Source organism: uncultured Traorella sp. (assembly GCF_944327115.1).
GTDB lineage: Bacteria > Bacillota_I > Bacilli_A > Erysipelotrichales > Erysipelotrichaceae > Traorella.
Window position 1 is genome coordinate 1 of the sequence record NZ_CALVGS010000062.1, and the last position, 18,814, is coordinate 18,814.

Sequence of the window (18,814 nt, forward strand, 5' to 3'; positions counted from 1 at the left end):
ACATTTTTTCACAACAAAAGAAAACAATTGACAAGTGATTAGACAACTGTCATAATTAAATTGAATAAAAGCAATATTTTTTACGTTATCAAAAAAGCTAGCAGTAAAGGTATGAACTCAATAATAATATTTAAATTCTTGAGTGTGCTTCTTGTTCGGGTAAGGAGGTACAACGATGAAAACTGGAAAAGTAAAATGGTTCAATGCTGAAAAAGGCTATGGATTCATCACAGACGAAACAGGCAAAGACATTTTTGTTCATTTCTCAGCTATCAATTCTGAAGGTTTCAAGACTTTAGAAGAAGGTCAGACCGTCAGTTATGAAGTTGTTGAAAAAGAACGCGGACCACAGGCAAGTGATGTCACTGTCATCTAGCTTGCTCAAAGCGAACAGATCCTTGTGATTTGTTCGCTTTTTCTATAAAAAAAGACAAATCATGCAAGACTTGCCTCATTTTCTTCTTGTAAAACAACATCATATGGCCAATCCATGATCGAGCCAAACGCATAAACATCTTTAAATCCTTTATCAGCCAACAGCTGTGCACCCTGCTTACTTTTTTCTTCTTCTCGGCCATATACAAGGATCGTCTTATTGACATCCAGACCCATCTCATCAATCTTATCAGAAAGGATCTCCAAAGGGATCGAAATCGCTTCTGGTACATGCATTTCATCATAATATTCACGCATACTGACTTCAATGATCAGGCAGTCCTCCTTCATGATTTCATAAGCCGTAGCCGGCTTGATCGTCATATAACCATGAACACCTCGCTGAGCATTAGTCAAACAGACCTTCTTGATCCGCCCCTTTGCCAGCATTTCTCTTCTTTTTTTCGTGTTCATATAATAACAGATAATAAACAGAACGATCGTTGCGGCAAGAATGTAAGGCATATAGGACGTAAAGAAATAATTTAAGATCATCGCTAATACAAATATCAACAGCTGGACATATAAAAATAGATTCCATTCATATTTTGCTCTTTTATCTGCATACCGCATGATATACACTTCATTGAATATCTCCCTGCCATTTTGATGTTCATCGGTATATTCAATTACATCACCTTTTTTCATGTCAGTTCACCTTCCTTGCGACAACCACCAAGCGTCCGTTATCATTTGAATACTCACAGGTTGACAAGGTCAACAGCTTATCCCCATACTGGGGTGTGATACCTGTATCATAATAAGCAGCCCGCTTATATTTTTGAATCTGTTCATTAAAGCTTTCTTCATCTTCAGCATTGAAAAAAGTATAGTAATCGATATAAAGCTCATGATCCGGATCATCCACAGTTTTAAATACCGCAAAAATCTCATAAGTTGAGTTATGATAAATCGTATCAAATTCAAACGTCTTATGCGTTTCATAGAAATTATAATCAGTAAATTTCCTGAGATCACCAAACATCGTGCCATCATCCATGTTATGTGCATAAATGATCATATTGTCATCCTCATCCTGAAGATTGGCATTTGCATTGACAAAAGGAGTTCCTCTGAATTCATACTCTTTATCAAAATTTCTTCTCAAATAAAATTCCTCATCATCGGGCGTCTGCATGACCGGATAATTGACTTTGGTATCTTCAATGGTGATCCACCCGATCATATCGCTATTCTGCTTCAAAAGATCTCCATATTTTTCCACAAAGCTCATCGTCCTGCCATCATCTTCTTTTACCTGTGAAAGCAGCTCACCGATTCTTTTTTCTGACTGATAACCTTCATAGTAATAAGTAACGATTTTATAGAGTGAAAAACAAAATACACCGATACATAAAACAAGTAATATATTTCTTAAAATTCTTTTCATGTTATCACCTTTGATTATTATAAACGATTCATTAAAAAAAAGAAACTGTCAAGCAGTTTCTTTCGATAATTCACGATCTCCGATATCACTTCGATAAAATAAGCCTTCTCTTTGAATCTTTTCTATCAAAGCATAGGTTTTCTGTTTTGCTTCTTTTAAAGTAGGCGCACTCTGTGAAATGAACAGTACCCTTCCCCCGCTTGAAACAAGACCCTTATCTGTTTTCTTGGTTCCCATATGGAAACATGTCGGTGAGGTCAATGTCAGATCACTTAGATCAATATTTTTCTGATAGCTCTGCGGATATCCTTCAGCTGCCAATACAACACCTAAAAAAGCATCTTTGGAGAATGTAATGATTGGTTTTTTATGAGCCATGACATCCACGATCGTCTGATACAGGTCACTTGTCATCGCCTGTAAGACTACTTCACTTTCCGGATCACCGAAACGGCAATTAAACTCGATCGTTTTGACACCATCGTCCGTAAGCATAAAGCCGCCATAAAGGACACCTTGATAAGGCATTCCTTCTAAAACCATCGCTTCTGCAATAGGCTTCATCACCTTTTCCATCGCTTCATCAACAGCACTTTGAGGAATATGAGCCACAGGTGTATAAGCACCCATACCGCCTGTATTTAAACCTTGATCATGGTCAAAGGCACGCTTATGATCCTGAGCGATCTGCATCGGATAAACATCCTTGCCATTAACAAAAGCAAAGAGTGAAAATTCTTCTCCTTCAAGGTATTCTTCAATGACCAAAGAAGTCCCGGCATCTTTAAATAAATCATTGCACATCATATCTTTTAAGCTGTTTTGGGCTTCTTCCATCGTAGAGGCGATGATGACTCCTTTTCCGGCTGCCAGCCCATCGGCTTTTAAAACGATCGGGCATTTTTGAGCGGATAGATAAGCCTTTGCTTTTTCATAGTCATCAAAACTGGCATACTTGGCTGTCGGAATATTATATTTATGCATCATATCCTTGGCAAAGCACTTGCTTCCTTCCAACTGGCTTGCCGCCTTTGTTGGTCCAAAAATATTCAGCCCTGCTTTTTGAAAAGCATCTGTAATTCCTGCACATAAAGGAATCTCCGGACCTACAAAAGTCAGATCGATCTTATTTTCTTTTGCGAAGGCAATCAGGCTCTCAAAATCTAAAATATCGATATCTGCAACAGTTGCGACATCATCCATGCCTCCGTTGCCACTGGCAACATATACCTGCTCAACATACGGGCTTTGAGCAAACTTATAACAAAGGGCATGTTCACGTCCGCCACTGCCGATCACCAATACCTTAGCCATTAGTGTTTGAAATGGCGTTTGCCCGTAAACACCATCGATACCTGATTCTCGTTGCAGGCTTTGATCGAGTCTTCATCTCTGATTGATCCGCCCGGCTGAATGATGGCGCTGATACCATATTCACTGGCTAACTTGACCGTATCATCCATCGGGAAGAAAGCATCACTGGCCAATACCGCACCACGGGCTTTTTCACCAGCCTGTTCCAAAGCAATCTTCGCCGCACCCACACGGTTCATCTGTCCGGCACCGACACCTAATGTCTGACCATCCTTGACGATCACGATCGCATTTGATTTCACATGTTTTACGACCTTGAAGCCAAACAGCAGATCTTCCATTTCTTTTTCTGTCGGCTGCTTTTCAGTAACACATTTGCAGTCCTTGGCTGTCGTCACGGCACGATCGGTTTCCTGAACCAAAACGCCGCCGCTCACCGAAACAAACTTGCGTACATATTCCCGCTGAGCTTCTTTTGTGAAAGTCATCAGACGAATGTTTTTCTTACGGCTTAAAATTTCAAAAGCTTCTTCTTCAAAAGCCGGCGCTAAAATAATTTCTAAGAACATCTTGCTTAATTCTTCCGCAATCTGTACCGTAACAGTTTCATTAAAAGCAACGATACCTCCAAAAATGCTTGTCGTATCAGCCTCATAAGCCTTCCTCCAGGCAGTATAAAGATCTCCGGCCACACCAATGCCACATGGATTCATATGCTTGACCGCAACAACTGCACTGCTTCCTTCAAAATCACGCAAGATCTCTAACGTTGCATTTGCATCCTGAATATTATTATATGAAAGCTCTTTGCCATGCAGCTGCTTTGCAGAACAAAGCGAATAAGGTGTCGTAAACATCTCACTGTAAAAGCTTGCTTTTTGATGTGGATTCTCACCATAACGCAATGTCTGTTTCAAATCAAAGGTCATCGTCAATGTTTCAGGATTTTCTTCATGGACATAATCACTCATATACTGGGCGATCAAAGCATCATAGCTGGCTGTCGTACGGAAAACCTTCGCTGCTAAACGCTGACGGGTTGTAAGACTCGTATCACCATTTTCTTTGATTTCTTTTAAAACCTGGTCATAATCCTTCACATCACAAACTACTGTGACATATGCATGATTCTTTGCGGCACTTCTTAACATGCTAGGTCCGCCGATATCAATATTTTCAATGGCCTCGGCATGTGTAAAGCCTTCTTTAGAAATCGTCTGCTTGAATGGATAAAGATTGACACAAACAAGATCAATCGTTTCAATATGATTTTCTTTTAATTGTTTTTGATGGCTTTCCAGATCACGGACTGCCAACAATCCTCCATGAACCATCGGATGCAATGTCTTGACACGTCCATCCAGAATTTCCGGAAAATGTGTAACCTCTTCAATCCCCAAACAATCAATTCCTGCTTCCTTTAACACCTTATAGGTTCCGCCTGTAGAAATGATCTCATAGCCGCATTCAACCAATCCTTTCACAAAAGGAATCAGATTTGTCTTATCACTTACACTTACTAAAGCACGCTTTTTCATTTCATTTCCTCCAATAATTTTTGAATCACAGCTGGATAAAGCACATGTTCAATCGCATGAATAGATGCTTCAATTTCCTCTCTGTTCATATTTTCTTCAACATCAAAGCTTTTCTGGGCAATAATCTTACCGCTGTCCATGCCGCTGTCCACATAATGAATCGTAACACCCATGACCTTGACACCATAATCAATTGCCTGTCCGATCGCATCCTTTCCTTTAAATGCCGGCAAGAGCGATGGATGAATATTGATAATTCTTCCTTCATAGGCATTTAAAAGCACTTCACCACATAAACGCATATAACCTGCCAGTACGATCAAAGCCACATTTTTTCGTTCAAGCAGCGCAACGATTTCTTTTTCATAATCCTTTTTCGAAGGATAGCTTTTTGGATCAAAGGCAAAGACCTCAATATTTTTCTTTCGGGCTTTTTCAACGACCTTTGCGTCTACATGATCGGCAACGACACATTCGATTGATGCTTCTAGTTTATGATCTTCGATCGCTTTCTGAATGGCTTCGAAATTCGTTCCTGTACCACTTGCGAAAACAGCTATGTTTTTCATTTGAATGAAATTCCTTCCTGATCGACGACCTTACCGATCACTGAAGCCTTTTCACCCATATCCTTTAAAACGGATAAAGCAGCATCAACATCATTTTCATCCACGACAAGGATCATACCAATACCCATATTAAATACATGATACATCTCATCTTCTTCAATATTGCCAAGCTTCTGTAAGAAGCGGAAGACTTCCAATACTTCCCAGCTGCCCTTTTCAATTTCAATGCCTAATCCCTTATTCAAACAGCGTGGCATATTTTCATGGAAACCACCACCGGTAATATGAGCAACCCCATGCACATCAACCTTTTTGAATACTTCGCTGACTGCTTTCACATAAATGCGTGTCGGCGTTAACAAAGTTTCACCAAGCGATTGAGAAAGTCCCTCATAAGTCTTTGATAAATCCAGATCATGATCCTTGAAAATAAGCTTGCGCACCAATGAAAAACCATTCGAATGAACACCTGAGCTTGCTAAACCGATGACAACGTCACCTGCCTTCGTTTTTGAACCATCGATGATCTGATCCTTTTCGACAACACCAACGGTAAAACCGGCCACATCATATTCATCCTCATCATACATATCCGGCATTTCGGCCGTTTCACCACCGACCAAAGCACAATTTGCCAAGACACAGCCATCACTGACACCCTTCACGATAGCCTCGATCTTTTCCGGATGATTCTTACCAACGGCAATATAATCTAAAAAGAGCAAAGGCTGGGCTCCCTGAGCCAGAACATCATTGACGCACATTGCCACGACATCCTGACCGATCGTATCATGCTTATCCATCATAAATGCCAGCTTCAGTTTTGTTCCGACACCATCCGTACCACTGACCAGCACGGGATTTTTATAGTGCAAGGCGCTTAAATCAAACAATCCTCCAAAGGAACCGATATTTCCCATCACACCTAAACGATGGGTCGCAGAAATATGTTTTTTGATTCGTTCCACAGACTCATAGCCTGCTTCCAGATCTACTCCGGCACTCTTATATTGTTCGCTCATATATCCTCCTAGAATTTTGTTTCCTTATTGGCATCCTTGATCGAATCAAATAATTCTGTCGGATAATTTCCGCTGAAGCATGCCATACACATATCATTCAAGCCAATGGCCCGTTTCAAACCTTCCATTGAAATAAATGCCAAAGAATCACAGCCCGTGATCTTTCTTACCTCTTCGACATTGTGGAAGGCACTGATCAGTTCATCATAAGTGCTCGTATCCACACCATAGAAGCAAGGAGAGATCATAGGCGGAGAAGCAATTCTCATATGTACCTCGCTGGCTCCCATATCACGAAGCATCTTTACGATCTTTGTCGAAGTCGTACCACGAACGATCGAATCATCGATCAAGATGATCCGTTTGCCCTTAACGATGCTTCTGACCGGTGAAAGCTTCATACGAACACCTTTGTCACGCAATTCCTGACTCGGTTCAATAAAGGTCCTTCCCATATATTTATTTTTGATCAAGCCTACCTCATAAGGAATACCGCTCTCTTCCGCATAACCAACTGCCGCACTCAAACTGGAATCAGGTACTCCGATTACGATATCGGCATCCACAGGTGCTTCCTGAGCCAATACCTTCCCTGCCATCTTTCGTGAAGCGTGGACATTGATCCCACAGATATCACTGTCAGGCCTTGAAAAATAAATATACTCCATCGCACAAATCTTACTGCAGGTATCTTCCGTATAAAAGCATGAAGATACTTTATTTTTTGAAAAAGTAACGATTTCTCCCGGCAAGACATCTCTGATAAATTCCGCACCGATAACATCAAACGCACATGTTTCACTACTGATCACATAGCCGTCCTGCAGCTTACCGATCGAAAGCGGACGAAGACCATTTTTATCACGCATGGCATATAATTTATCTTTGGTAATGATCAGAAATGCAAAACCGCCAATCAGAATATTCAAGGCTTCCTTGATCGATTCAAGTCTTGAACGAGTCGCATTCTTCTTTACAAGATGAGCGAGAATTTCGGTATCGCTCGTTGACTGAAAGATGGAACCGTTTCTTTCCAGCTTTTCACGAATCTGTTTAGAATTTACGATATTTCCGTTATGACATAATCCAAAATCACCTGTTGAGTGATTGAACATGAACGGTTGAACATTATTTGGACCACTGCCTCCGGCTGTTGAGTAACGAACATGTCCGATCGCAACATTTCCCTTGCAGGCTCTAAGCTCCTGTTCATGAAAGGTTTCTTTGACCAGTCCCATGCCACGATGTCCATACAGCTTCTCACCGTCTGTCGAAACGATGCCGCAGCCTTCCTGGCCACGATGCTGCATGGCATGAAGCGCATAATAGGTAAGCTCACTTGCCTTATCGACATTGAAAACACCAAAGACCCCACATTCTTCATGAATTTCCTGATCCTGATAGATTTGCTGATTCATAATTTCTCCTTAATTTGATAATCTCTTTAAAATTTCCTGATAAGCATCCTCTACATTTCCAAGATTTCTACGGAAACGATCCTTATCAAGCTTTTCTTTTGTTTCCTTATCCCACAGACGACAAGTATCCGGTGAAATTTCATCCGCCAACACGATTTCACCATCCGATGTACGTCCAAATTCAATTTTAAAATCTACAAGAATAATTCCTAAACGATCCCACATATCGACCATCACTTCATTGATCGTCTTTGTCATTTCATAGATCTTCTTTAACTCATCATAGGTTGCTGCCTTCAATGCAACGGCATGGTGATCATTGATCAGCGGATCTCCCAGATCATCATCCTTGTAACAGATCTCATAAATCACATTGTCCGGCTTCGTTCCCTCTTCGATACCTAAGCGTTTCGACATGCTTCCGGCAATATAATTACGTACGATCACTTCTAAGGGAATGATGGAAACTTTACGACAAAGCTGATCACGGTCATTCAGCTTTTCGATCAAATGTGTCTTGATTCCCTTTTCTTCCAGTTTCTTGAAAATGATATAACTGATCTGATTATTCAAATAGCCTTTATTTTCAATTTGTCCCTTCTTTTCACCATTAAAAGCCGTGGCATCATCCTTGTAATGAATGATGATCTTATCCGGATCATCCGTGGCATAAATCTGTTTTGCCTTACCTTCATAAAAAAATTCTCTTTTTTCCATTTTTTCTCTCCTCACCTATTTTTTAAAATATTGAACACCGCTGGCAAAAATACTTTGTTTCTTCTTGCCCGGAATATTCTTAAACACATCATTGAAATATCTTTCGGAATGACCCATTTTTCCTAGGATGTGACCATCAAAGGACGTTATGCCTTCAATGGCATAACAAGAACCATTGACATTGCTATGTGAATCATAGCTAAGCCTTCCCTCATCGTCACAATACTGGAAAGCAACACATCCCTTTTCAAAAAGCTCTTCCGCCAGTTCTTCACTCACGACAAACTTGCCTTCTCCATGACTGACAGCAATGGAATACACATCGCCTACCTGTTCATGAGCAAGCCATGGCGAATGATTGCTGGCCACGCGTGTATGAACGATCGTTGAGATATGACGGTTGATATCATTTCTAAACAGTGTCGGCGCACTCTCATCCAGCGTCCTGATTCTTCCATAAGGCAGCAATCCTGATTTCACCAATGCCTGGAAGCCATTGCAGATACCTAAGATCAAGCCATCACGATCCAAAAGATCATGAACCGCCTTCTTGACCTTCTCATTCTGCAGCACATTCACGATAAACTTGGCACTGCCATCCGGTTCATCACCACTTGAAAAACCGCCTGGGAACGCCAGGATCTGACATTGACCTAAAAGTTCCACCAACTCATCAATACTGTCAAAAATCATCTGCTCGGTTTCATTTCTGAATACAAAGATATGGGTAATGGCTCCCTCTTCCTCAAAAGCACGTGCCGTATCGTATTCACAGTTAGTACCCGGGAAGACTGGAATGCAGACATGTACCTCATCCACTAAATGCCTGGATTTAAATACTTGTTTTGATACTGTGTCATGATAAGGAATCAACGCTTTGCTGCTTTGGGAAACCGTTGGATATAATTTTTCAAAAGTTGACATATAAGCCTCTGCAGCCTTGTCCATATCAACCTCAATACCATTGATGCGCACCTTATCAGAGGTATGACCAATGATTACTGCATATTCACTGTCCAATGCTTCTTCACTTTCGACGATAAAGCAGGCCGGCATAAAATCAAAGACATGTTTTAGTTTGACATCAAAACCGATCATATTGCCAAACGCCATCTGAAACAAGGTTGCTGCCGCACCGCCTTTTTCAATGACGCTGCAGGCGAGTACCTTTTTGGACTGAATCAGACGTTCCATTTCTTCGAATGTTTTTTGAACGCTATCTAAATCAAATTTTTCAAAATCAAATACAGGAGCAACAAGACTTAACACATGACCCTTTCCTTTTAGTTCATTGGAAATAATGTTATCTACATCACCATGCGCACAAGCAAAGGAAATTAATGTAGGTACGACGGAAATATCCTGGAAAGTACCTGACATTGAATCTTTACCGCCGATGGCTGCAATCTTAAATTTATCCTGAACGGCAATCGCTCCTAATAACGCCTCTGTTACCTTTCCCCATGAACGCTCATTCTTTCCTAAACGCTCAAAATATTCCTGAAATGAGAAATGGATATGCTCCATCTTGCCACCGACAGCAATAACCTTGGCCATAGATTGCAGGACGCTGTTTTGAGCGCCGACGAAGCAAGAATACTCCATGACCTCCGGGTCAAAGCCATATGTAAGAATGGAACAGGTTTTGGTCCTGCCATCAAGTACCGGAAGCTTTTGAACGCTTGCCTGAGCAGGTGTCAGCTGCGTTTTTCCGCCAAACGGCATCAAAACGGTCGTACTTCCGATCGAAGCATCGAACATTTCTGCCAATCCTTTTTGTGAGGCAACATTCATATCAGAAAGAATGTGACAGATATTTTCTTCATTGCATTCAAGTTCGCTTCTAAATGGATTCTTACCTGATAATGTTTCAATATTCACATCAGCATGTTGGCGTGCTCCGCTCGTATCAATAAAATCACGGGCCAGATCAACAACTACTTCACCATGATATTCCATGACCAAACGGTTGGAATCATTGACAACAGCCACTACATAGGCTTCCAGATTTTCAGCCTCAGCCATAGATATGAATCTGTCTGCATCATCAGCGGCAACTACAACCGCCATTCTTTCCTGACTTTCACTGATGGCAATTTCTGTCGCATTCAAACCAGCATATTTCGTACGCACCAAATCAAGATTGATCTTTAAGCCGCTTGCCAGCTCACCAATGGCCACACAGACACCGCCTGCGCCAAAATCGTTACACTTTTTAATTAATTTCGTACACGCTTCATTTCTGAATAAACGCTGAATTTTTCTTTCTTCAGGAGCATTTCCTTTCTGTACTTCACTTGCACAGACCTCCAATGATTTTACATTATGTTCCTTGCTGGAGCCGGTAGCACCACCGATACCATCACGTCCGGTACGCCCACCTAATAAGATGACGACATCTTTATTTACAGGTGTTTCTCTTCGTACGTTCTCAACCTTGCTGGCACCAACGACAGCTCCTACCTCCATATGTTTTGCGACATAAGAATCATGATAGATCTCACGTACGAAAGTTGTCGGCAGACCGATCTGATTGCCATAAGAGGAATTTCCCTGTGCTGCCTTCTTAGAAATTACTTTCTGCGGAAGCTTGCCTTCCATCGTCTTTTCAATACTTTCTAAAACATTACCGCTGCCACTGATACGCATTGCCTGATAGACATAGCTCCGGCCACTCAAAGGATCGCGGATCGCTCCTCCGATACAAGTGCTGGCACCACCGAACGGCTCAATTTCCGTTGGATGATTATGCGTTTCATTTTTAAACTGAAGCAGCCATTTTTCCATGACGCCATCATGATCCACGTCAATAAAGACGCTGCAGGCATTAATCTCTTCACTGACTTCAACTTCATCCGCCATTTTCTTATTTCTCAGATCTCTCGCATTGATCGTAGCCATATCCATTAAAGTGATCGGCTTTTCACAACGTCCGTTCTCTTTTCTTAATTCCATATAACGATCTAATGCCGTCTGAATGTCTTCTTTGAAACGTGAAGTCGTGATCTTGATATCTTTCAGACAGGTTTCAAAAGTCGTATGACGACAATGATCCGACCAGTAAGTATCTAAGACCCGGATTTCAGTTTCGCTTGGATCTCTTTTTTCAGTATTCTTAAAATAATCCTGAACCATCAAAAGATCTTCTTTGGACATTGCAAGCCCTTCTTCTTTCAGAAAGTCTTCGATCTGTCCTTCATTCAACCCGATAAATCCACTATAATCTTTTAAAGGTTTCACATCGACATTTGAGTCAATGCTTAATACATCCATATTCTTCTTTCTTGTTTCAATAGGATTGATCACATAGTGAGAAACCTTCTCATATTCTTCTTCACTTAGATCACAGTCAAAGATCAAAAGCTTACCGCTGGTGATCACACAGCTGTCCGTCGGATCTAACAGCTTAACACACTGCATGGCACTATCGGCTCTTTGATCATACTGCCCCGGAAGCGTTTCTATCGCAATCACATTCATGCCTGAAGCTTCTACATCCTCTAAAACAACATCAACGACCGGCTCACTAAAAACCGTTGCCTTGGCCTTTTCAAGAATATCTTTTTCAATGTTAAAAACATCGTAGACATTCACCAGACGCATCGAAGAAGGCTGAATATGAAAATTCTCTTTTAACTGTGCAAAAAGATCTTTGGCCTCAACTTGAAATCCTTCTTTTTTCTCAACGAATACTCTCTCGCTAACCTTCATGTTTCCTCCTAGAATTTCATATTTTCAAGCACATTCCGTTTCATGCTTTCTTTATGCTCCAGCATCTTCTGGTGATACTTTTCATCAAAAGCACCCAAAATCGTCGCACAAAGCACAGCGGCATTCTTAGCTCCCGCTTTACCGATCGCAACGGTAGCAACCGGAACACCTGCCGGCATCTGAACGATGCTTAATAATGAATCCAAACCATCCAGCGTGCTTGTCTTAATAGGAATACCGATGACCGGAAGCGTAGTACATCCCGCAATAACTCCTGCCAGATGTGCTGCTCCGCCTGCCGCAGCTACGATGATCTTCAATCCTCTTTCATAAGCGCTCTTTGCATAAGCCATCGTTTCATCCGGAGTACGGTGTGCACTTAATACGATCTTTTCATAAGGAATATCAAATTCCTCCAAAAGCTTTGTTGTTTCCACAACACAGTCAAAATCACTCATGGAACCCATTACGATTCCCACCAACGGTTTTCTTTCCATCTTTCTCTCCTTCTTTAAATATAAAAAGACATTAGAAATCTAATGTCCACAAAACAAAAAAGACTTTTGCTTTGTAGTCGCTTTTTTTACGGAAAAGCGGTAGAAACTTGTGAGCCATATCCTCACGATTATACAATTCAAAACCAATAAAAGAAAAAATAGATGCGTCAAAAACATCTATGATTTCAATATATAATTTTCTGAAAATGACTGAGATACATTTAAATTTAAGAACATGCTATCACCCTCACTTTCAACATTATTCTAACACATTTTATAAATGATGAAAACATATATTTAGAATTTATATTAAGTTTCTAATGTTATCTTTTATATTTAATCCATAATATGAACATTAAGGATAAAGAATATCGATAAAATTGATATTTTACACAAAGAACGCTGCATTTTTTCAAATTTCTTGCACATTAAATAAATTTTTTTAAAAAAGTTCTTGCAATTTAAGGAAAGCTAGGTTATTATATATAGGCACTGATTAGTGCTAAAATGCGCCGTTAGCTCAACTGGATAGAGCGTTTGACTACGGATCAAAAGGTTGTGGGTTCGATTCCTGTACGGCGCGCCATTTAACGGGATGTAGCACAGCTTGGTAGTGCACTTGATTTGGGATCAAGGGGTCGCAGGTTCGAATCCTGTCATCCCGACCATTAATTTGGCTGGGTAGCTTAGTTGGCTAGAGCATCCGGTTCATACCCGGAAGGTCATGGGTTCGAGTCCCATCCCCGCCACCATATATTTAAACCTGGACCATTAGCTCAGTTGGTTAGAGCATCCGGCTCATAACCGGTGGGTCGTGGGTTCAAGTCCTACATGGTCCACCATTTTAGTTAAATAGTGGAGGAATACCCAAGTGGCTGAAGGGTCCGGTCTTGAAAACCGGTAGGTCGGGAAACCGGCGCCTGGGTTCGAATCCCAGTTCCTCCGCCATTTCCTAAAAAAATTTATTTACACATCGCGGGATGGAGCAGTCTGGTAGCTCGTCGGGCTCATAACCCGAAGGTCGTTGGTTCAAATCCTTCTCCCGCAACCAAATGGTTTCGTAGCTCAGTCGGTAGAGCAACGGACTGAAAATCCGTGTGTCGGCAGTTCGATTCTGCCCGAAACCACCATTCGAAGATTAGCGAAAGCCTTTATATGAATGCTTTCGCTTTTTTTATATATTTCCCTATTTCTCTTTTTTCCGACATTTTCATCAGTCAAATCTTCTCATATGCAGATGAATCATCTGATTTTAAAAAGTTTTTAAAAAAATGTTAGCAGTCATATTGACAGATTGCTAACAACGTGGTATAAATATACTAGCACTTAGTTTTGGCGAGTGCTAAAAATAAGGAGTGATTAATTTTATGCTAAAGCCATTACACAATCAGGTCGTATTAAAAAAAGAAGAAATTGAAAACAAGACTTCAAGTGGTATTATTTTAACAACAGAAAACAAGAAGATGCCAAGTGTTGGCAAAGTATTAGCAAAAGGTCCTAAATGTGAATCCGAGATCAAAGAAAATGATCGTGTCGTTTACAAGGAATATTCCGGAACAAGCATTACTTTAGATCATGAAGATTATGTTGTCATTGAAGAAAAAGACATATTAGCTATTGTAGAGTAACTAAAGGGAGGAATAAAAAATGAGCAAAGAAGTAAGATATTCAAATGATGCACGTAAAAGCATGTTGAAGGGTGTGAATACGCTCGCAGACGCAGTATGCGTTACACTGGGTCCTAAAGGAAGAAATGTCGTATTGGAGAAAAGCTATGGTTCCCCGCTCATCACAAATGATGGTGTAACGATTGCCAAAGAAATCGAATTAGAAGATAAATTTGAAAATATGGGTGCTAAGCTCGTTTATGAAGTTGCCAACAACACAAATGATGTCGCTGGTGATGGAACGACAACAGCTACGATTCTTGCAAGAAGCATGATCAATCAGGGCATCAAAGCTGTTGATAACGGATATAACCCGGTATTGATGCGTGAAGGTATCGAATATGCCAGCAAGGAAGTTGCGAAAACAATTTTGAAGAATTCTCATACAGTTGAAACAAACAGTGATATTGCTTCTGTTGCTTCCATCTCATCCGGCAGCAAGGAAATCGGTGATTTGATTGCGAAAGCTATGGATAAGGTTGGAAAAGACGGTATCATCAATGTCGATGAATCAAACGGTTTTGATGATGAGCTTGAAATCAGCGAAGGTATGCAGTATGACAAAGGATATGTTTCACCTTATATGGTCAGCGATCGCGAAAAGATGCAGGTTGAAATGGATAACCCTTATGTATTAGTTACCAACCAGAAGATCAATAACATTCAGGAAATCCTGCCTATTTTGGAACAGATCATCAAGACAAATCGTCCATTGCTGATGATTGCTGAAGATTATGAAAACGAAGTTATCTCAACATTGGTTTTAAATAAGTTAAGAGGAACGTTCAATATCGTTGCGACAAAGGCTCCGGGCTTTGGCGATAACCAAAAAGAAATGCTGATGGATATTGCTGCCTTGACAAATGCTACTTATTTCAATACTGATTTGAATATGAAGCTTGAGGATGCAACACTTGATCAGTTAGGAACGATCAAGAAGATCATCGTTACAAAGGATTCTACAACTCTGATCAGCGGCAATGAAAAGAATGAAGCTGTGATGGAACGTGTTGAAGAAATCAAGAAACGTATCGAAACTTCAACAAGTGATTATGATAAGAAACAGTTCAAGGAACGTCTAGGTAAACTGACAAATGGTGTGGCTACGATCAAAGTAGGCGCTACTACTGAAAGTGAGCTTAAAGAAAAGAAACTGCGTATCGAGGATGCATTGAATGCAACCAAGGCTGCTGTCAGCGAAGGTATCGTCATCGGTGGCGGTGCTGCTCTTGTTGAGGCTTACAAGGAATTAAAACCTGTATTGAAGAGCGATATCCGAGATGTTCAAAAAGGTATCAGCATCGTGATGGAATCACTGTTTACACCAATTTCACAGATTGCTGAAAACTCCGGTTATAACTCTGAGGATATCATTGAAGCACAGAAGAAAGCTGATAAGAATGTCGGATTTGATGCGAAGACAGGCGAATGGGTAGATATGTTTGAAAAGGGCATTATCGATCCTACTAAAGTCACAAGAAGCGCTCTATTGAATGCTGCCAGTATCTCTGCCCTCTTCATCACAACAGAGGCCGGTATTGCTGAAATCAAGTCTGAAAATGATACAGCTGCTGCTATGCCAAACCAGATGTATTAATACGAGTCTTAAGATAAGATGATAGAATTCAAACTCTATCATCTTTTTTTATATTATAAAAAATCATTCTTAAAACATACGATAACCAGGATACACATTCCTGGTTATTGTTATATCAAATCATCATCTATATTAAACAGATACAAGAAAATAAAATCATATACAAATAAGTAACTCCTTATCTGCATACCTGCCTACTGCATGATTCCACTGACACCTTCTCATCTCGTAAGGCATTGGCGAAATGTTCCAATTCAGCTTATTATTTTTCATAGCAGGATCCCATACCTTTATCATGCGTCTTTCTTCCAGTGAATCACATGACTGCCGGGTTTTCTATGATTCCTTTCCTCTTTCTTTCAAAAGAATCCCTCATGGCTGATTGAAAAATCAGTGAAAGAAGAATGTGGTCTGATCATTTCTCATCGGTGTGCTATAAATGCGAAAACATTAAAGTTATAACGATCGACTACTATAATAAATGCAAGAATAAAAACATTCCATCTATTCCTGTTTTTAATGCACCTTTTATGTCAGGGTGCTTTTTCGACCTTTTACCCCCTTGAATTTGAAATTTCCTAATATAAAAGAGGATCGTTATGAAATTCACTTCATATCGATCCTCTCTGTCTTATTTCAAACAGTTAATGCACGATCTATCCTTATGATCCTGCCTTTTTGCGATCCATCATCGATTTGATCACCTTCTGTCGGGAGAATTCTTCCCTTTCCTTTTCTTCCAGTGATTCTGTAATGAATTTAACCGTTGATTCCATATTCGGAATCACGATATTTTTCAACGCATTTGCTCGTTTCTGTGTCTTCATGATAGCATTTGCCAAACGGTAAACACTATTTTCGACCTGTACAAGAATGATCGTTAGCTGTTTAACTTTTGTAAAGCAGCGATAACAATAATCCAGCTTTGAATTAGCTCGATCTAATCCATATGTCAATTCAAGACTCGGCTCATCATAAGTGATCTTAGGAAGCTCAACCCCCATTACACTACGATAGGTCACATGGATCCCATTATCAATCGGTACCTCATCAACAATATCACTGATAAGACCTAATGACATATTCGCTTCAGATAAAGCATAATAGGCTTCACCATATACCTTTTCAATATCATCACGTATCTTCTTGACATTATCGACCTGTTCCATCATTTCACGAATCAGGATATTCCGCTTACGATCCATCAGATCGTAACCCATCGAAGCAAGATCCAAAGATTTTTTTGATGCGATCAAATTTCCTTTTGTCGGAAATACCTGATTAGCCATTCACGGATCTCTCCAATTCTTTGATGAGTTTTTCTTCTTTTAATCCAAATTCCTGAACTGCTGATTCATGATCATAGAATTTATCAAGAACCTCATCATCAACACGATCCAGCTCACTTTTTGGAAGTACGGATAAAAGCTTCCATCCAAGATCCAATGTTTCATCAATCGTTCGATTGCAGTCAAAGCCTTGATTTAGAAAATGTTCTTCAAATAAATTTCCAAACAACATATATTTTTTATCAATATCGCTTAGTTCATCTTCACCGATAACGCTGGCCAGACTTTTCGCATCCGAAACCTTCGCATAAGAAGCAAACAGCTGGTTGCTTAATGCCGAATGATCGGCACGCGTATAACCTTCACCAATACCATCCTTCATCAAACGTGACAGAGAAGGCAGTACACCTACCGGCGGATAGATACCCATCTGGTCTAAGTTTCGATCCAGTGATATCTGTCCTTCCGTAATATATCCGGTAAGGTCCGGTACGGGGTGCGTAATATCATCATTAGGCATCGTCAGGATCGGAATCTGGGTAACAGATCCCTTGCTTCCCTTGATGATACCGGCTCTTTCATATAAAGAAGCCAAGTCAGAATATAAATATCCCGGATATCCTTTACGTCCCGGAATTTCACCCTTTGAGCTTGAGAATTCACGGACTGCTTCACAATAGCTTGTCATATCACTAAGGATAACAAGCACCTGCATATCCTTTTCATATGCCAAATACTCTGCAGCCGTCAAAGCGCAGCGAGGCGTCAGGATACGTTCAATGATCGGATCATTTGCCAGATTGACAAACATCACGACACGCTCCATAACTCCTGCTTCTTCAAAGCTTCTTTTAAAATAATCAGCAACATCGTTCTTAACACCCATTGCCGCAAATACGATACAGAACCCTGCACCCTCTTTATCAGCAATATTGGCCTGTTTAACGATCTGTACAGCCAATTGATTATGCGGCATACCACTGCCTGAAAAGATAGGCAGCTTCTGTCCGCGAATCAATGTCATCAGTGCATCAATGCTGGAAATACCTGTATTGATATAATTACGCGGATATACACGGCTGACCGGATTTAAAGGCAGACCGTTGATATCCATCCTTTTTTCCGCAAAAACATTTCCTAAATTATCGATCGGCTTACCGGCTCCGTTAAATGTACGTCCCAAAATTTCTTTTGAAAGCGGCAGCTCCATCGGATGACCCATCAGTCGAGTCGTCGTATTGACCAATGAAATCTTATTGGTTCCTTCAAAAACCTGAATGACCACTTTTTCCCCTTCAATTTGAACGATTCTACCTGTTCGCGTTGAACCGTTCTCAAGCTCCAGCTCGACAATTTCATCAAAACTGGCATTTTGAACGTGATCCAAGACAACCAAAGGTCCATTGATTTCACTCAATCCTTTATAACGCAAGCTCACAAGCATCCTCCTTTCTATTGAATGGATAAGATCTTTTCATCAATTTCCTTGATATAATCATCAAGAAGATGAAGATCATTATTCGGTACATCATATTTCATCTTTACGATTTTTTCAAATAAGCCCAATGAAAGAATCGTGCTGACCGGTATTCCCTTTTCCACACATTCTTTGCATCGCTTATTAAGATGCAGGATCACATCCATCATCTT

At 40.4% G+C, this 18,814-nt stretch carries 15 protein-coding genes, 7 tRNA genes, 1 pseudogene and 1 riboswitch; of the genes and pseudogenes, 10 read left to right on the forward strand and 13 right to left on the reverse strand.

Translation table 11 applies throughout. From position 1 onward, the window contains the following. Window positions 1-175 precede the first annotated feature (175 nt). Window positions 176-376 carry a cold-shock protein gene (locus tag Q0K35_RS06030; protein ID WP_294561772.1) on the forward strand — a complete coding sequence of 67 codons (201 nt, stop codon included), beginning with the start codon at window positions 176-178 and terminating at the stop codon, window positions 374-376. Between the two features lie 59 nt (window positions 377-435). Here Q0K35_RS06030 and Q0K35_RS06035 read toward each other — a convergent pair whose 3' ends face one another. The 10 genes from Q0K35_RS06035 to purE are packed head-to-tail and all read right to left on the reverse strand — an operon-like array spanning window position 436 to window position 12,611. Beyond that, complete coding sequence (locus Q0K35_RS06035) at window positions 436-1,083, reverse strand: rhodanese-like domain-containing protein (protein ID WP_294561773.1); 648 nt, start codon at window positions 1,081-1,083, stop codon at window positions 436-438. A gap of 1 nt (window position 1,084) precedes the next feature. Beyond that, on the reverse strand, window positions 1,085-1,825 hold the full coding sequence (srtB, locus tag Q0K35_RS06040; protein ID WP_294561774.1) for a class B sortase: 741 nt from the start codon (window positions 1,823-1,825) through the stop codon (window positions 1,085-1,087). 48 nt (window positions 1,826-1,873) lie between these two features. Further along, window positions 1,874-3,139, reverse strand: a complete 1,266-nt coding sequence (gene purD, locus Q0K35_RS06045) for a phosphoribosylamine--glycine ligase (RefSeq protein ID WP_294561775.1) — start codon at window positions 3,137-3,139, stop codon at window positions 1,874-1,876. Then, window positions 3,139-4,677 carry a bifunctional phosphoribosylaminoimidazolecarboxamide formyltransferase/IMP cyclohydrolase gene (gene purH / locus Q0K35_RS06050; protein WP_294561776.1) on the reverse strand — a complete coding sequence of 513 codons (1,539 nt, stop codon included), beginning with the start codon at window positions 4,675-4,677 and terminating at the stop codon, window positions 3,139-3,141. The genes purD and purH overlap by 1 nt, the downstream gene beginning before the upstream one ends. Next, window positions 4,674-5,246, reverse strand: coding sequence for a phosphoribosylglycinamide formyltransferase (gene purN / locus Q0K35_RS06055; protein WP_294561777.1), 573 nt, complete (start codon window positions 5,244-5,246; stop codon window positions 4,674-4,676). The genes purH and purN overlap by 4 nt, the downstream gene beginning before the upstream one ends. Continuing rightward, window positions 5,243-6,268: a phosphoribosylformylglycinamidine cyclo-ligase gene (purM, locus tag Q0K35_RS06060; protein ID WP_294561778.1), complete on the reverse strand. Its 1,026-nt coding sequence runs from the start codon at window positions 6,266-6,268 to the stop codon at window positions 5,243-5,245. The genes purN and purM overlap by 4 nt, the downstream gene beginning before the upstream one ends. Window positions 6,269-6,276: 8 nt before the next feature. Next, entirely contained in the window at window positions 6,277-7,686 is a 1,410-nt protein-coding gene (gene purF, locus Q0K35_RS06065; protein ID WP_294561779.1) for an amidophosphoribosyltransferase, read from the reverse strand. A gap of 9 nt (window positions 7,687-7,695) precedes the next feature. After that, window positions 7,696-8,403: a phosphoribosylaminoimidazolesuccinocarboxamide synthase gene (gene purC / locus Q0K35_RS06070; RefSeq protein ID WP_294561780.1), complete on the reverse strand. Its 708-nt coding sequence runs from the start codon at window positions 8,401-8,403 to the stop codon at window positions 7,696-7,698. Window positions 8,404-8,418: 15 nt separating this feature from the next. Beyond that, window positions 8,419-12,114, reverse strand: a complete 3,696-nt coding sequence (locus Q0K35_RS06075) for a phosphoribosylformylglycinamidine synthase (RefSeq protein WP_294561781.1) — start codon at window positions 12,112-12,114, stop codon at window positions 8,419-8,421. 8 nt (window positions 12,115-12,122) lie between these two features. Next, entirely contained in the window at window positions 12,123-12,611 is a 489-nt protein-coding gene (gene purE, locus Q0K35_RS06080) for a 5-(carboxyamino)imidazole ribonucleotide mutase (RefSeq protein WP_294561782.1), read from the reverse strand. Window positions 12,612-12,665: 54 nt separating this feature from the next. After that, window positions 12,666-12,767: riboswitch (purine riboswitch) on the reverse strand. A 353-nt stretch (window positions 12,768-13,120) separates the two neighbouring features. On the opposite strand from purE, the gene Q0K35_RS06085 reads away from it, so the two are divergent. From Q0K35_RS06085 to groL, 9 genes are all read left to right on the forward strand, one after another. After that, window positions 13,121-13,197 (forward strand) — tRNA-Arg (locus Q0K35_RS06085). 5 nt (window positions 13,198-13,202) lie between these two features. After that, window positions 13,203-13,279 (forward strand) — tRNA-Pro (locus tag Q0K35_RS06090). A 7-nt stretch (window positions 13,280-13,286) separates the two neighbouring features. Beyond that, window positions 13,287-13,363, forward strand: a tRNA-Met gene (locus tag Q0K35_RS06095). Between the two features lie 13 nt (window positions 13,364-13,376). Next, window positions 13,377-13,453, forward strand: a tRNA-Ile gene (locus Q0K35_RS06100). Between the two features lie 15 nt (window positions 13,454-13,468). Then, window positions 13,469-13,559 (forward strand) — tRNA-Ser (locus Q0K35_RS06105). Between the two features lie 26 nt (window positions 13,560-13,585). Then, window positions 13,586-13,662 (forward strand) — tRNA-Met (locus Q0K35_RS06110). Window positions 13,663-13,665: 3 nt separating this feature from the next. Beyond that, window positions 13,666-13,741: transfer RNA gene (locus Q0K35_RS06115), tRNA-Phe, on the forward strand. 237 nt (window positions 13,742-13,978) lie between these two features. Continuing rightward, window positions 13,979-14,239 (forward strand): co-chaperone GroES, encoded by a 261-nt coding sequence (locus Q0K35_RS06120; RefSeq protein ID WP_071442615.1) that lies wholly within the window; start codon window positions 13,979-13,981, stop codon window positions 14,237-14,239. 19 nt (window positions 14,240-14,258) lie between these two features. Further along, complete coding sequence (groL, locus tag Q0K35_RS06125; RefSeq protein ID WP_294561783.1) at window positions 14,259-15,875, forward strand: chaperonin GroEL; 1,617 nt, start codon at window positions 14,259-14,261, stop codon at window positions 15,873-15,875. A gap of 662 nt (window positions 15,876-16,537) precedes the next feature. On the opposite strand, the gene Q0K35_RS06130 is transcribed toward groL, so the two are convergent. The 3 genes and pseudogenes from Q0K35_RS06130 to Q0K35_RS06140 form a co-directional block, all read right to left on the reverse strand. Then, window positions 16,538-17,164 carry a V-type ATP synthase subunit D gene (locus Q0K35_RS06130; protein ID WP_294561784.1) on the reverse strand — a complete coding sequence of 209 codons (627 nt, stop codon included), beginning with the start codon at window positions 17,162-17,164 and terminating at the stop codon, window positions 16,538-16,540. Next, a complete protein-coding gene (locus Q0K35_RS06135; protein ID WP_294561785.1) occupies window positions 17,157-18,602 on the reverse strand; it encodes a V-type ATP synthase subunit B in 1,446 nt (481 codons plus the stop codon). The genes Q0K35_RS06130 and Q0K35_RS06135 overlap by 8 nt, the downstream gene beginning before the upstream one ends. Window positions 18,603-18,616: 14 nt before the next feature. Then, window positions 18,617-18,814, reverse strand: a pseudogene (locus Q0K35_RS06140) (V-type ATP synthase subunit A); the annotation flags it as partial.